Origin of the sequence: Brevibacterium moorei, assembly GCF_024580735.1 — a bacterium.
In the GTDB taxonomy this organism is placed as follows: Bacteria; Actinomycetota; Actinomycetes; order Actinomycetales; family Brevibacteriaceae; genus Brevibacterium; species Brevibacterium moorei.
On record NZ_JANIJX010000030.1, the window covers coordinates 1 to 13673 of the forward strand.

At 68.6% G+C, this 13673-nt stretch carries 13 protein-coding genes; 8 read left to right on the forward strand and 5 right to left on the reverse strand.

Annotation, left to right across the window (positions count from 1 at the left end):
* The first annotated feature begins 380 nt into the window (after positions 1-380).
* From NQ034_RS14465 to NQ034_RS14500, 8 genes are all read left to right on the forward strand, one after another.
* On the forward strand, positions 381-1754 hold the full coding sequence (locus NQ034_RS14465; protein WP_257049702.1) for an FAD-dependent oxidoreductase: 1374 nt from the start codon (positions 381-383) through the stop codon (positions 1752-1754).
* 55 nt (positions 1755-1809) lie between these two features.
* The gene (thiS, locus tag NQ034_RS14470; RefSeq protein WP_257049704.1) at positions 1810-2097 is read left to right on the forward strand and encodes a sulfur carrier protein ThiS; all 288 of its coding nucleotides are present in this window, start codon (positions 1810-1812) and stop codon (positions 2095-2097) included.
* 12 nt (positions 2098-2109) lie between these two features.
* Positions 2110-2919 (forward strand): thiazole synthase, encoded by an 810-nt coding sequence (locus NQ034_RS14475; RefSeq protein ID WP_257049705.1) that lies wholly within the window; start codon positions 2110-2112, stop codon positions 2917-2919.
* Between the two features lie 11 nt (positions 2920-2930).
* Positions 2931-4112 carry a ThiF family adenylyltransferase gene (locus NQ034_RS14480; RefSeq protein ID WP_257049707.1) on the forward strand — a complete coding sequence of 394 codons (1182 nt, stop codon included), beginning with the start codon at positions 2931-2933 and terminating at the stop codon, positions 4110-4112.
* 252 nt (positions 4113-4364) lie between these two features.
* Positions 4365-5714 (forward strand): MFS transporter, encoded by a 1350-nt coding sequence (locus NQ034_RS14485; RefSeq protein ID WP_257049709.1) that lies wholly within the window; start codon positions 4365-4367, stop codon positions 5712-5714.
* Positions 5715-5993: 279 nt separating this feature from the next.
* Positions 5994-6263 carry an alcohol dehydrogenase catalytic domain-containing protein gene (locus NQ034_RS14490; RefSeq protein WP_257049712.1) on the forward strand — a complete coding sequence of 90 codons (270 nt, stop codon included), beginning with the start codon at positions 5994-5996 and terminating at the stop codon, positions 6261-6263.
* A gap of 12 nt (positions 6264-6275) precedes the next feature.
* Positions 6276-6851: a zinc-binding dehydrogenase gene (locus tag NQ034_RS14495; RefSeq protein ID WP_257049713.1), complete on the forward strand. Its 576-nt coding sequence runs from the start codon at positions 6276-6278 to the stop codon at positions 6849-6851.
* 207 nt (positions 6852-7058) lie between these two features.
* Positions 7059-8315 carry a 2Fe-2S iron-sulfur cluster-binding protein gene (locus NQ034_RS14500; protein WP_257049714.1) on the forward strand — a complete coding sequence of 419 codons (1257 nt, stop codon included), beginning with the start codon at positions 7059-7061 and terminating at the stop codon, positions 8313-8315.
* A 93-nt stretch (positions 8316-8408) separates the two neighbouring features.
* Here NQ034_RS14500 and NQ034_RS14505 read toward each other — a convergent pair whose 3' ends face one another.
* Genes NQ034_RS14505 through NQ034_RS14525 form a run of 5 tightly spaced genes read right to left on the reverse strand, consistent with a single transcriptional unit; the run spans position 8409 to position 13576 of the window.
* A complete protein-coding gene (locus tag NQ034_RS14505; protein ID WP_257049715.1) occupies positions 8409-9728 on the reverse strand; it encodes a cytochrome P450 in 1320 nt (439 codons plus the stop codon).
* A gap of 9 nt (positions 9729-9737) precedes the next feature.
* On the reverse strand, positions 9738-10616 hold the full coding sequence (locus tag NQ034_RS14510) for an ABC transporter ATP-binding protein (RefSeq protein WP_257049716.1): 879 nt from the start codon (positions 10614-10616) through the stop codon (positions 9738-9740).
* The gene (locus NQ034_RS14515) at positions 10613-11707 is read right to left on the reverse strand and encodes a FecCD family ABC transporter permease (RefSeq protein ID WP_257049717.1); all 1095 of its coding nucleotides are present in this window, start codon (positions 11705-11707) and stop codon (positions 10613-10615) included. Before NQ034_RS14515 ends, NQ034_RS14510 begins: the two co-directional genes overlap by 4 nt.
* Positions 11682-12542 (reverse strand): class I SAM-dependent methyltransferase, encoded by an 861-nt coding sequence (locus NQ034_RS14520; RefSeq protein WP_257049718.1) that lies wholly within the window; start codon positions 12540-12542, stop codon positions 11682-11684. Before NQ034_RS14520 ends, NQ034_RS14515 begins: the two co-directional genes overlap by 26 nt.
* Entirely contained in the window at positions 12539-13576 is a 1038-nt protein-coding gene (locus tag NQ034_RS14525; protein ID WP_257049719.1) for an ABC transporter substrate-binding protein, read from the reverse strand. The genes NQ034_RS14520 and NQ034_RS14525 overlap by 4 nt, the downstream gene beginning before the upstream one ends.
* Between the last annotated feature and the right edge of the window lie 97 nt (positions 13577-13673).

Genomic DNA, 13673 nt, shown 5'->3' on the forward strand with positions numbered 1-13673 from the left:
GTGGGGCGGGGTCGGGGAATTGTGCGACTTTCAGGCGGATGTTCGGGTCTTGTGTGGGCTTGTAGTCACGGGTCATGAGTCCACGTGACCATGGGTATGGTCATGATGTGGTGAGACATGGTGGTCATGATGTTGTGAGACATCTGTGGTCACGATGTCCCGAGACTTCACAGCAGCGCTGCCGTGCGTTCGACTGCATGAACCGGCCACTCGATGAGGCCCTCCGCCATCGAATGACCCCGGCGTAGAATGGAAGGCGGAAATCCGCGGGAGTCCCGCGAGTGCTGCGCACACAGCACATGCAGCACGCAGCAGGACTGAGAGGGCGAAAGCCGACCGCTATACCTGATACGGATCATGCCGTCGTAGGAAGGACGTTCATGCGCATCATCGTCGCAGGCGCCGGGGTCGTGGGCCTCAGCATCGCCTGGGAGCTTCTCAATCGCGGACACCAGGTCACCGTCTGCGACGCCACCCCCGGCAACGGCGCCTCGCACGCCGCGGCCGGAATGTTGGCACCGGCGGCCGAAATGGTCTGGGGCGAGGACGAACTCGCCCCCATCATGGCCCGCGCCGCCCGCCTCTACCCCGATTTCGAGGCCTCGGTCCGCCTGGCCTCGGGCATCGACGCACACCGCAAGACCGAGGGCACCCTGGTGATCGGCGCGGAACGCTCCGACGCCCAGCGGATCTGGGAACTCATCGAGGCCCAGCGCGCCGCCGGCAACCCCACCGAACGACTGACCGGCTCCCAGGCGCGCCGCCTGGAGCCCGCCCTGGGCCCGCGGATCGTGGGCGGGGTGAGCCATCCGGGCGACCACCAGATCGACCCGCGCACCTATGCGGTCGCGCTGCAGGCGGCACTGCTGGCCAAGGGCGCGACCTTCGTGCGCGCGAATGTGGCCCGCGTAGTCGAGGCCCCCGCCGGGGGTTCGGCCACCGCGATCCTCGACGACGGGGACACATCGCCGGCCGGCACAGCATCTGCCGGCGCGACAGCGTCCCCCGAAACGGCCCCGTCCTCCCCCGCGACCGGCTACATCCATCCGGCGGCCGAACACCGGATCGGCGCCGAGGGCACCCGCCTCGAGGCCGATGAGATCATCCTGGCCACCGCCGTGTGGCAGGTCCCCGGAGTCGAAGAGCTCAACGTCCGCCCGCAGCGCGGCGATGTGATCCGCGTGCGCATTCCCGCCGGCCACCCGCCGCTGGTCTCACGAGTGGTCCGCGGTCAGGTCGCAGGCCGGCCGATCTACCTGGTGCCGCGCTTCGACAACTCGCTGGTGATCGGCGCGACCACCCGCGAGGACGACCTCGAGGCACCCAGCACCGAGGGCGTCTGGCAGCTGCTCGACGACGCCCGCCGCATCGTGCCGGGCATCGTGGACACGACGATCGACGACGTGGTCGCGCGTTCGCGCCCCGGCACGCACGACGGCCTGCCGATCATCGGCCGGCTGGCGCCGGGCATCATCGCCTCGACCGGCTTCTCGCGCCACGGCATCCTGCTCAGCCCGTGGGGCGCGGCCGTCACCGCCGACGTCGCCGAGGCCGCGCTGCCCGATGGCGCCGGCACCCGGGCGCCGCTGACCCCGGAGGAGCTGGCCGCGAGCGCGACGAGTTCACTGTCGACGACGACCGGAGCCGAGGCCGCCGCGGCCCTGGCGGCCGACCCGCTGGCCACAGCGCCGCTGCAGGCTTCGGCGGCGGCGCCGCAGGCCGAGCCCCTGCAGGCGGCACCGACCCGGGCCTGAGCACCCCGCACACAATCAGAACCCTGACCTCACCGCACTATCGGAAAGGCCACTCATGAACACCGAAACACCTGATACGACGACATCCGACACGACGACCGACACCATCACCGTGAGCGTCGACGGGACGCCGCGCACCTTGGTGCAGGGCACCTCGGTCCGGGCACTCGTCGCCGAACTGCTGGGACAGGAGATCACAGCGGAGGGAACCGCCGCCTCGGGCAAGCGCCTGGGCGTGGCCGTGGCCGTCGACGGCCGGGTCGTGCCGCGGGGCAAATGGGACGGGCACGTGCTGGCCGCAGGCAGCGCGATCGAGGTCGTCACCGCCGCACAGGGCGGCTGAGGAGGAGACACCATGACATCAGCAGACACTTTCACCGATCCGCGCCCGCTCGTCATCGACGGGGTGCAGCTGGACTCGCGGCTCATCATGGGCACCGGCGGGGCGACGAGCCTGGCCAGCCTGGAGGATGCGCTGGTGGCCAGCGGCACGCAGCTGACCACCGTGGCGATGCGCCGGTATTCGGCCACGGGCACGGGCATCTTCGACCTGCTGGGCAAGCTGGACATCCGGCCCCTGCCCAATACCGCCGGCTGTTTCACCGCGCGCGATGCGGTGCTCACCGCGCAGCTGGCGCGCGAGGCGCTGGACACGAACTGGATCAAGCTCGAGGTCATCGCCGACGAGGAGACCCTGCTGCCGGATGCGATCGAACTGTTCGCCGCGGCCGAGGAGCTGGTGGCCGATGGCTTCACCGTGCTGGCCTATACGAACGACGACCCGGTGCTGGCCCGCCGCCTGGAGGACGCCGGGGTGGCCGCGGTGATGCCCGCCGGAGCGCCGATCGGCACGGGCCTGGGCATCCTCAACCCGCACAATATCGAGACGATCGTGGCGCGCGCGAACGTGCCCGTGGTCCTCGACGCCGGGGTCGGCACGGCCAGCGATGCCGCGCTGGCCATGGAGTTGGGCTGTGACGCGGTGCTGCTGGCCTCGGCGGTGACCCGCGCCCACGACCCGGCGCTGATGGGCCTGGCGATGGCGCGCGCCGTCGAGGGCGGGCGGGCCGCGCGGCTGGCCGGCCGGATCCCGCAGCGCTCCCTGGCCCTGGCCTCATCGCCGACCGAGGGCATGGTCGCCACCGGGCTCGAGGCCGCGATCTGATGGACGTGGATATGCGCGCCGGAGCAGGTGCCCTGCCGCCGCTGGTCGCGCAGGGGCCCGAGCTGAGCCCCGCCGATATCTCGCGTTTCGCCCGGCATCTGCCGCTGCCCCAGGTGGGCGTAACCGGGCAGCGCCGACTGCGCAATGCGCGGGTGCTGGTGATCGGCGCGGGCGGCCTGGGCTCTCCAGTACTGCAATACCTGGCGGCCGCCGGCGTCGGCACACTGACCGTGATCGACGCGGACACGGTGGAGGATTCGAACCTACAGCGCCAGGTCATCCACTCGACGCCCGCGATCGGCACACCCAAGGTCGATTCCGCCGCCGCCCGCCTGGCCGAGACCGCGCCTGGCACCCGGGTCAATGCGCTGCGCGAGCGGATCACCGCCGCCAATGCCGTGGACCTGTTCAACGGCCACGATCTGGTGGTCGACGGGGCGGACAATTTCGCCACCCGCTATGTCTGCAATGACGCCGCCGAACTCACGGGCACTCCCCTGGTGTGGGGCACGTTGTTCCAGTTCTCGGGCCAGGTCTCGACCTTCTGGCCGGGCCGCGGCCCCATGCTGCGCGACCTGTTCCCCGATGTGCCCGAGGCCGACTCCGTCCCCAGTTGCGCTCTGGGCGGGGTGTTCGGCGCACTGTGCGGCTGGGTCGGATCGCTCATGGCCACCGAGGCGATCAAGCTGATCTGCGGCATCGGCGATCCGCTGCTGGGCCGGCTGGCCCGTGTGGACGCGCTGGGCTCGCGGATGAGCGAACTGCACTTCGAGGCCGATCCCGACCGGCCGCCGGTCACCGCGATCGAGACCTTCGCCGATGTCTGTGCCCCCGACCCGGTGACCGAGGTCGATCCGGCGCAGCTGGGTTCGGCACGGCTGAACCAGGCCGGTCCCGTGACGCTGGTCGACGTGCGCGAGGACTGGGAGCGCGAGGTCATCGCCCACCCGAGCGCGCACGCCGTCCCGCTGGGCGAGATCGAGGCGCGCGGCTGGGAGGCCCTGGACGGGGTCCTCGCGCAGAGCACAGGCCCCGGCACCCTCGTGTTCATGTGCAAGACGGGTGTGCGCTCGGCGACCGCGGCGCGGCTCCTGGCCGCCGAGGCCACTCCAGTCGCCCACCCGGCCGTCGCCTCGCTGCGCGGCGGGATCCTGGCCTGGGCGGAACACGTGCACAACCCGATCCGGTACTGAGCCCGGCGAGGAACGGTATATCTCACCATTCAAGACATCTTGTACGGTGACTTATACCACTCTTTCGCTGCTTCTTTCCGTGATGCGCGTGTGTTTTCCCTGAGGTTTCGTCGATATACACCGTCATTCGTGGGTGTCGCGTCACATTCCGGTCCGCCGCCGGACGTAGCATTGACGTGTTCAACACACCACAAGGCCGTGCGCAAGCCCGGCTAGGGCCGCGCATGGGACCTGGAATAGGAGCCCCTCCGCATGAGCGCATCCACCACGGCTGCTCCCCACAGCAGCCCGGGCGATCACAAACCGCAGTCGAAGTTCAAAACCCTGATGGGCACCAGCGTGGGCAATGCGCTGGAATGGTACGACTGGAACGTCTACGCCAGCTTCGCCGTCTACTTCTCCACACAGGTCTTCGACAACAGCAATCCCCAGTCGGCCTTCCTCAACACCATGGCCGTCTTCGCCGTGGGCTTCGTGGCCCGCCCCTTCGGTGGCTTCGTCTTCGGCTGGCTGGGCGACCGCGTGGGCCGCAAGCACTCGCTGACCCTGGCCGTGATCGCCGCCTCCCTGGGCTCCCTGCTCATCGCCATCTGCCCGACCTACGACAAGTGGGGCTGGGGCGCCTCGGCGCTGCTGGTCTTCGCCCGCCTGCTGCAGGGCCTGGCCCACGGCGGCGAGCTGCCCAGCGCGCAGACCTACCTGGCGGAGCACTCCCCGCAGGACAAGCGCGGCCTGTTCGCCTCCTCGATCTACGTCACCGGCACCATCGGCCTGCTGGTCGGGCTGGCACTCGGCCTGATCCTGCAGAGCACGCTCGACGAGGCGCAGATGGACGCCTGGGGCTGGCGCATTCCCTTCGCCGTGGGCGCGGTGATGGGCCTGGGCGCCCTGTGGATCCGCTCCTCGATGGAGGAGTCCGAGGTCTTCGAAGAGCACCGCGCGGCCGTCAAGGATGCCGGTGAGAAGGAGAAGAACATCTTCGCCGAGGTCGGCCGCAACTGGCGCGTGGGCCTCAAGGTCATCGGCATGACCTGCGGTCTGACCGTCGCCTACTACATCTGGTCGGTGTCCATGGCATCAGTGGCGAAGTCGTCCTTCGGCTACACCGCCGACGATTCCTTCACCGCCTCGCTGATCGGCAATGTCGTCTTCATCGTGGTGCTGCCCGCCTGGGGCTTCCTGTCGGACAAGATCGGGCGCAAGCCCTCGATGCTCATCGCCCTGATCGGCACGGCCATCCTCTACATCCCGATGATGAAGCTGGTCATGAACGGCGGTCACATGTGGGAACTGGCCCTGGCGATCTCGCTGCAGCTGGTCCTGCTCGCGGGCTTCCTGTCCCACGCCCCGGCCACCTATTCGGAGATGTTCCCGACCTCGCAGCGCACCGCGGGCTTCGGCATCTACTACGCGATCGTGATCGCCGTGTTCGGCGGTACCGCCCCGTATGTGCTCACCGCCATGGGCTCGGATAAATTCGCCTGGTACTCGATCATCCTGTTGGTGGTCTCCGCCATCACCGTCCTGTTCCTGCCCGAGACCAAGGGCAAGGACCTTTCGACGCACAACACCCTGGAAGACGAGGCGGCGGACCGGGCATAGTCGGCTGATCCCGCCGGGATCCGTCCCGGCGGGATCAGCTCCGTCCCTCGATAACACGCGACAGCAGGCGCTTTGGTACGAACCCCCGCGTGGGTTTCGGACCAAAGCGCCTGCTGTTCTTGTGGGCACCGGCACCGGCCGCCGGGAGCCCCGGGGGCAGAAAGGTCTTGGGCGCCCCCGGAGGCCCTGAGACCCTGTGGCCCAAGACCTTGACAGGCGTCCAGAATCTCCGGGTGCTGTGAAGGTGCACGAACGGATCCACCATCAAGGGAGATAGTCATGAAGGCCGCCGGCCTATGCCACTCCGACGTCGGCATCCTCGAGGACCCCAAATGGATGGAGCTCATGAAGGTCCCTGCCATCCCCGGCCACGAGATCGCAGGCGTGGTCGACGCCGTCGGCGATCCGGACACCGGCTACTCGGTGGGCGACCGCGTCGCCGTGTGGCCGCTGGGCAATAAGGGCGACACCTACGGCTACGCCCGGCCCGGCGGCTGGGGAGAATACGTCGTGGCGGACAAAGAGGATGTCATCGCGATCCCCGACTAGGTGCCCTTCGACATGGCCGCCGCCGCAACCGACGCCGGCATGACCTCCTACGGCGCCATGATGGAGACCGGCGGCCTGCAGCCGGGCGAGAAGGTCGGCGTGATCGGCTTCGGCAGCCTGGGCCAGATCGGCGCCCGCGTCGCCCACCTGTCCGGTGGCGAACTCTACGTGGCCGAGGTCAACGAGGCCGTGTGGGACGCCACCTACGCCGCCGGCGCCAAGAAGGTCGGCAAGGACATCACGGAGCTCAAGGATGTGGGCCTGACGCTCATCGTCGACTATGCGGGCTTCGGCACCACCACCGCCGGCGCGATCGAGACCCTGGCGCCGAACGGGCGCCTGGTGCAGGTCGGCATGGGCCGCCTCGAGGCCACGCTCAACATGTACCCGCTCATCACCAAGCGCCTGAAACTGCTGGGCAACAATGGCAGTTCGCGCGATGCGATCGCCAATGTCATGAAGTTCATGGCCTCCGGCGACCTCAAGCCGGCCGTGGAGCACACGGACTTCGCCGGCATCCCCGAAGGGATCCAGCGGCTGCACGACGGCGGGGTGCGCGGGCGCCTCGTCGCCATGTACGAGGACTGAGCAGGCCTGCGGAACCGAACGAACGGGTTCCGAGGGCACACCGAGACCGTCCCCACCGAATGAGCGGGCGCCCGCGTTTCCCACTCGATGATGCCGGGGGTCACCCAGTGGCCGGTTCATGTAGCTCTGCGCCTCAGAAACCGCATGAACCGGTCACTGGGTGATTCGCCTGGCCGTCGACTGTCCCCTCATGGTTAGAGTGAGCGCATGAGCGTCGAATCCCCCGCCTCCCCTCACACCGAGCTGCTCCTGCGCGCGGGCTTCACCCCGGTCGCCGTCACCGGCCTGCGCCGGCTGGGCCCGCGCGTCCTCGAACTCACCCTGGACCGACGCGAGCCCTTCTCCCCCGGTTCCCATATCGAGGTCGCCCTTGCCACTGAGCCCATCCCCGCCACAGGCCGGCGCGAGGCCGCGGGCACCACAGCGGTCCCGCTGATCCGCCACTACTCCCTGAGCTCGGATCCGACCGGGGCCACGCCCTGGACCATCGCGGTCCAGGACTCTCAGGCGGATACGGCGACATCCTGCACGCAGGCAGCCGCGGACCCGGCGGAGGACGCAGCTGCCTCCGGAAGCGCCGCCCCCAGCCTGTCGCATACCCTGCACACCATTGCGCAGCTGCGCGAGTTGTTCATCCGCGGCCCGCGCAATAACTTCCACTTCCGCGCGGCGCGGCCCGCGTACTTCGTCGCAGGCGGCATCGGCATCACCCCGCTGCGCTCGATGCTGATCTTCGCCGCGGGCCTCGAACTGAACTGGCACCTGCTCTACGTGGGCCGCGGCACAGACTCCAGTGCCGGGGACTCCAGCGCTATGGACTCCCTGGCCTATGCCGGCGAACTCCTCACCGCCTTCGGCCCCGAGCACGTGACGATCTGGGACACAGCGAAGAGAGGGCGCCCCGATCTGGCCGCCGAGGCCGCAGCCTGGCTGGGCGGACACCCGCAGGCGCTCGTCTACACCTGTGGTCCCGCGGGATTCGCAGACGCGCTGCGGGCAGGGCTCGCGGCGCGCCCGGAGACCGCGCAGACGATCGTCGAATCCGAACTGTTCGATCCGGCAGCCGAGGGCCCGCAGGCCGTATCCGCAGGGGCAGGGTCAGGCGGCACCGTGCAGGGCGACGCCGCCGCACCGGCGTCCCAACCGGGTGCGCAGGGTGCCGTCGGCACTACGGGCGGTGGGGCCTCGGCGGGAGGAAATCTGCCCTTCACCGTTGAACTGGCCGATGGGCGCACCGTGCCGGTGGGAGAGGGCGAGTCGATCCTGCAGGCGCTGACCGGCGCGGGCGTGCGCGTGCTCTCGAGCTGTCAGCGCGGAACCTGCGGCACCTGCGAGACCCGCATCCTGGCAGGGCGGGCCGACCACCGTGACCATGTCCTCGACGCCGCTGAGCGAGAGGCGAACGAGACCATGATGATCTGCGTGTCCCGCAGCTGCGATCCGGTGCTGAAACTGGACCTATAAGACGCAGGGTCGCGCGAAGCTACCGGGTTCGCGAGAAGGCTTCCCCCTCAGCCCCGTGCGCTTGCATCTGGGATGAGCGAGTAGACCTCCCACTCACCCCAGATGCAGGCGCATGGGGGCGCTGGCATAGGAGCGCAGGGTCGTGTGGATGTAGGGCTCGGCCGGGGCCAGGGGCTCCAGGGAGGACACGCGGCGCAGGAACTCGGCGAAGAAGGAGTCCATCTCCATCCGGCTGATCGGCTGGCCCACGCACATGTGGATGCCCATGCCGAAGGTCAGATGCCCGGAGGCATCGCGCTCCATATCGAAGGAATCCGCGTCGTCGCCCCAGCGCGCGGGATCGCGGTTCGCAGCACCGGGGAAGACGATGAGCTTGGAGCCCGCGGGGATCGTCACCTGGCCGATCTCCACGTCCCGGCTGGTGGTGCGGAAGAAGGACTGGAAGGGCGAGTCGAAGCGGAAGCACTCGTCGATCGCGTACTTCATCAGCCCCGGGTCGGCGCGCAGCCGGGCGTACTGCGCGGGGTGGCGCGACAGGGCGACCAGGGTGTTGACGATCGCCAGCACCGTGGTGTCCAGGCCGGCTGAGAGCATCGCGCGCACCAACAGGGTCGCCTCCTCGTCGAGGATGTCCCCGGAGTCCGCGAACTCCCAGATCTGCGCGCCCATGCCCCCAGGCGCCAGGCGATCGCGAGCGCAGGCCTCCATCACCCATTCGACCACTCCGTCGGCGGCCTCGAAGTGTTCCCGGGCGACCTCGTTCATCGGCCCCATCCGGGAGAAGTTCATGGCGCCCTGCAGGATCAGCTTGGGGTCGCGGTCGGCCCGCGGGATGCCCACTGCATCGCCGAAGACGCGCAGGGTGAACCGTTTGGCCAGGTCGAACACGTCGAGGTCCACGGCGGCCGCGGCCTCTGCAGACCCCAGCACCTCGTCTAACAGTTCTCGCGCATAGGCGTCGAAGTCGGCGCGGCGGGCCCGCAGCCGGCCTGGGCTGATGACCGCGGACATGGCCTGGCGCATCCGGGTGTGGATGGGCGGGTCGACCTCCAGGATGCCGGGGCGCCAGAAGGCCGGGCGGTTGACCGCGTAGTTCGCCGGCCCCACTCCTGCCCCGGAGATGAAGGTCTGCCAGTCGTCGAGGATCGCGCGGACCTCGGCGTCGCGGCCGAAGGCGTAGACCCCGTAGCGCTCCAACCAGACCGCGGCTCCGGCTTCACGCAGGCGGGTCAGGAAGGGGTAGGGGTCTGCCAGGGTGACGCGCGAATACGGGTCGTCGGGCAGGCTCGCATAGGCGTCGGCTGGCACAGGGGCGACGGCCTCCGGTTGGGCCGAGGCCTGGGATAGGAAGGCGGATTCGGCCGCTTGGGCGGTGGGGGCGGACTGCGGGGATGTGGTGCGGGATACACTCATATCCGTATATTACGAGGGCACTGTTCCCCTCGGGCTCGGGGGCCGGTCAACCGACCGGCCCGCACTCAGGTACGAGATCTGGACACCCGCATGGTGTCGGGAGCCCTCCACCACGGCCTGCACCCCGTAGACCCGGGCGATCAGCTCGGTGGTCAGTACCCGCTCCGGCGTGCCGACGGCCCGCACCCGCCCATCCTGCAGGACGATCGCATCGTGACAGTATCGGGCTGCCAGGTTCAGATCGTGCAGGGCGGTGACAACGGTCAGACCGGAGTCGCGCAGTAGGGACAGAACCTCGAGCTGGAAGCGGATGTCGAGGTGATTCGTCGGCTCGTCGAGCAAGATCACCTCCGGTTCCTGGGCCAGGGCGCGTGCCACCTGGACCCGCTGCTGTTCCCCGCCGGACAACCGTGCCCAGGACCGGTGCCGCATTCCGACCAGGTCGACTCGCTCGAGAGCCGCCTCGACGACCTGGGAGTCGTATCCGGTCAACGCGCTGAATGCCCCGCGATAGGGTGTTCGGCCGATCGCCACGGCCTGTTCGACCGTGACGTCGAGATGGGCGCTGGGACTCTGTTCGACAATCGCCAGACGGTGGGCGACCGCGCGACGCGATAGTTCGGCCAGCGGCACTCCCGCCAATTCGACGATGCCCGCCGAAGGCGCACGCAGTCCTGCCAGGATTCGCAACAGCGAGGTCTTGCCCGCCCCGTTCGGTCCCAAGATTCCCAGCATGCGGCCGGGGCGGGCGCTCAGATCGATGCCGTGCAGGATCCGGTTGCCCCCGCTGCCCCAGACGACTCCCCGAGCGGACAGCGCCGGTGCCGGGGTGACCGCCGCCTCGTCCGTGGCCACTCCGGTGGGCGCTCGGAGCTCTTCCCCGTTCATCGTGTCCCTTCCTTCTTCAGCACCAGGGCGAAGACCGGCGCACCCAATAGTGCGGTGATGACTCCCACCGGGATCTCGTGCGGGGCCAGGGCCCAGCGGGCCAGTGCGTCGACCCAGATGAGGAACACCGCACCGCCCAAAGCGGTTAGCGGCAACATGATCCTGTGTCCGGAACCCGCCAGCAGGCGCACGATGTGTGGTACCAGCAGGCCGATGAACCCGATCGCGCCGGAGGCTGCGACGGCCGCCGCGGTCATCAGCGCGGCCAGGACCATGAGGAGCCCCCGCATCCGAGCCACTGGAATGCCCAGCGAAGCGGCGGTATCCCACCCGAAGGTGAAAGCGTCCAGCGCACCCGCACACCATACGACCGCGAACGCCGCGGGCACGATGACGATGGCGGCCACCGCCAGAGGCTGCCAACGCGCTCCGCCGAGGGAGCCAAGCAGCCAGTAGGTGAAACCCCGGGTGGCATCCGCGTCACCGGAGAGCATGAGAATGAGCGAGGTCAGGGCGGAGAAGAACTGGGAGACCAGCACACCGGTGAGCACGACCCGGGAGGGATTGGACGCGCGGCCACCGCCGATCAGGACCAGCACGATTCCGAAGGCCAGCAGGGCACCTGCGAATGCGCCGGTGGACAGGGACACCGCGCCTGCGCCGACCCCCAGCAACAGCACCGCGACCGCACCGGTCGACGCGCCCGAGGACACTCCCAGCAGGTACGGTTCGGCCAGCGGGTTGCGGGTCACCGCCTGCAGGACGGCACCGGACAAAGACAAGCCGACTCCCACGACGACTGCCAGGAGTACCCGCGGCAGCCGGGACTCCCAGATCAGTGCGTCGATGAGTGAGGAGGCGGCACCGGGATTCGGCACCAGAGCGCCCAGGCCCAGATGACGGGCCAGAATCGCGACTACCTGGGAATAGCGGATATCCGCCGTACCGATGAGGCAGGCAGCGGGGATGGACACCAACAGGGCCACGGCGAAGATGGGGATCCAGAAGGCTGTGCCCATGCGGGCCGGGGCTGCAGTGCGCGGCGCCTCGGAGCCGGCTGCGGCATCAGCGGACACCACAGACGATGACATCGTCAAGGTGCCTCCAGACGGGGGCGGCCTCTGAGAAGCCGGCGCAGGTCAGCGCCGCCAGATGGAAATCGAGCGGGGCCGGGGGCGTGGGTGGGCGGTCTGCGAAGCGACGGGCCCGCTCTGCCAGGTGACATGCGAACTCCGGCACCCCGGCCAGTTCCTCCCACCATTGGTCCCAGGTCAGGGCACCCGCGGCCTGATCGCGAGTCTGCGTCGCCAGGTCATCGGCCGCTGCGGCGGCTGACAGGAAGGGTTCGGCTACGGAGTCGTACCGCAGGTGGTCGGCGTCGAGCAGCAGACCGCCGGCGGGCAGAAGCCCGGCTGCACGGGTGTAGACGTCGACCAGCTGGGCCGGGTGCAGCCAGTGCAGAGCGGTCGAGGACACGACCGCTCCGATCGGGGGCAGGGCCTCGGCGGAGAGAAGCGCGGACACCGCCTCGGCCCAGCCGCAGCCGGCGAGGTCCGAGTCGAGCGGATGGAACCGTCTCGGATACGCCTCGGCCAGGTGAGTCGCGGCCAGGTGCAACAGAGCCGGGTCGTAGTCCACGCCGATCACGTGGACTCCGGGCAGCCGCTCGAGCACGCGCGCGGACAGGCTGCCCGGTCCGCAGCCCAGATCGAGCACTGTCAGGGCGGATGCGGTCGGAGCCTCTGCCCGACTGGTGAGCATGCGCACCACCAGAGCGACAACGGTGGAGAAGCGGTCCTCGCGCCGGTTGACCAGGGCCGCCTGCTGGGCGTCCCAAGCTGCGACCAGGCGGGCCGCAGCCGAGGTGGGGCCCCTGTCCGCTTCGGTGGGATCGGCCCCGGTGGGATCAAAAGCGCCGGATATCATCGACCCTCCTCATCTTGGATCTTCAGCAGCCCCTCGGACACGTGCTTGACCGCCTGGACACTGTCGAGCCCCGGGTCCATCTCCGGTCCCGAAATGGTGATGAACCGATTGTGTTTCACCGCATCCATCTGCTTGGTCAACGGATCGTTCTTGAGGAAGTCGATCTTCTCCTTGGCAGTGTCACCCGGGTATCCACGCGTCAGGTCGCCCAGGATGATGACATCGGGGTTCCGGTCGGCGACTTCGTCCCAGCTGACCTCCGGCCATTTGGTGTCACCGTCGTCGAACAGGTTCTTCGCTCCCACCATCTGGGTGACCGTCTGCGGCAGTCCGCCGGGCCCCGCTACGGACGGAGTCGCCTTCGACGCCGCGGTCGAGTAGAACCATACGAGTTTGGGTGTACCGGTGATCCTCTTCGCCTTGGCCACGGATTCATCGATGATCTTCCGTTGCTGGGCCACCAGATCTTCACCGGCCCGCTGCACATCGAAGATCCGCGAGATCTGCCCGACCTCGTCGAAGAGCATGTCGAAGTCGGCACCACCTTTGACGGACTCGTGGTAAGTGCAGTCGAACTCGGTCAGATAAGTGGGCACGCCCAGGTCCTGCAATTCCTGACGGGTGCCGGCGTTCTCCTCTTTGAAGAAGGAGGCGTAGGACGAATAGACGAAGTCCGGTTGGGTGTTCAGCAGAGTTTCGTGCTTGACGATCCCATCGGACAGCAGAGGGACCCTCTTATATGCCGCGGCAAGATCAGCGGGGATCGGGTTCGTCTGGTAGGCGGTGCCGGCCAGGCGGTCTCCCAATCCCAGGCGCAACATGAGTTCCGTGGCCGATTGGTTGAGGGACACGGCCCTCTGCGGTGAGCGCTCAACGGTGACATCGGTGCCACAGTTCGTGTACTTCAACGGATAGGCGGTGGCCCCGGAGGTTTTGGGAGCCGAGGGCGTCTGGCCGTCGGGATCCTTGTCCGCTCCACCGGAACAGCCGCAGAGCAGGAGGGCGACGGCGAGCGCCGGCAGTATTGATTTCAATCGCATACCCGATAAGGTATGCCCCCACATCGGTAGTAAACCAATGTTTATATGCGCAGGTGGCGATGAGTTCCACGGCGTTTCTGCGCGTGGTGTT

Coding starts and splice junctions, on each gene's coding strand:
- NQ034_RS14465 (WP_257049702.1), top strand. CDS start 381: ATGCGCATCATCGTCGCAGGCGCCGGGGTCGTGGGCCTCAGCATCGCC.
- thiS (WP_257049704.1), top strand. CDS start 1,810: ATGAACACCGAAACACCTGATACGACGACATCCGACACGACGACCGAC.
- NQ034_RS14475 (WP_257049705.1), top strand. CDS start 2,110: ATGACATCAGCAGACACTTTCACCGATCCGCGCCCGCTCGTCATCGAC.
- NQ034_RS14480 (WP_257049707.1), top strand. CDS start 2,931: ATGCGCGCCGGAGCAGGTGCCCTGCCGCCGCTGGTCGCGCAGGGGCCC.
- NQ034_RS14485 (WP_257049709.1), top strand. CDS start 4,365: ATGAGCGCATCCACCACGGCTGCTCCCCACAGCAGCCCGGGCGATCAC.
- NQ034_RS14490 (WP_257049712.1), top strand. CDS start 5,994: ATGAAGGCCGCCGGCCTATGCCACTCCGACGTCGGCATCCTCGAGGAC.
- NQ034_RS14495 (WP_257049713.1), top strand. CDS start 6,276: ATGGCCGCCGCCGCAACCGACGCCGGCATGACCTCCTACGGCGCCATG.
- NQ034_RS14500 (WP_257049714.1), top strand. CDS start 7,059: ATGAGCGTCGAATCCCCCGCCTCCCCTCACACCGAGCTGCTCCTGCGC.
- NQ034_RS14505 (WP_257049715.1), bottom strand. CDS start 9,728: ATGAGTGTATCCCGCACCACATCCCCGCAGTCCGCCCCCACCGCCCAA.
- NQ034_RS14510 (WP_257049716.1), bottom strand. CDS start 10,616: ATGAACGGGGAAGAGCTCCGAGCGCCCACCGGAGTGGCCACGGACGAG.
- NQ034_RS14515 (WP_257049717.1), bottom strand. CDS start 11,707: ATGTCATCGTCTGTGGTGTCCGCTGATGCCGCAGCCGGCTCCGAGGCG.
- NQ034_RS14520 (WP_257049718.1), bottom strand. CDS start 12,542: ATGATATCCGGCGCTTTTGATCCCACCGGGGCCGATCCCACCGAAGCG.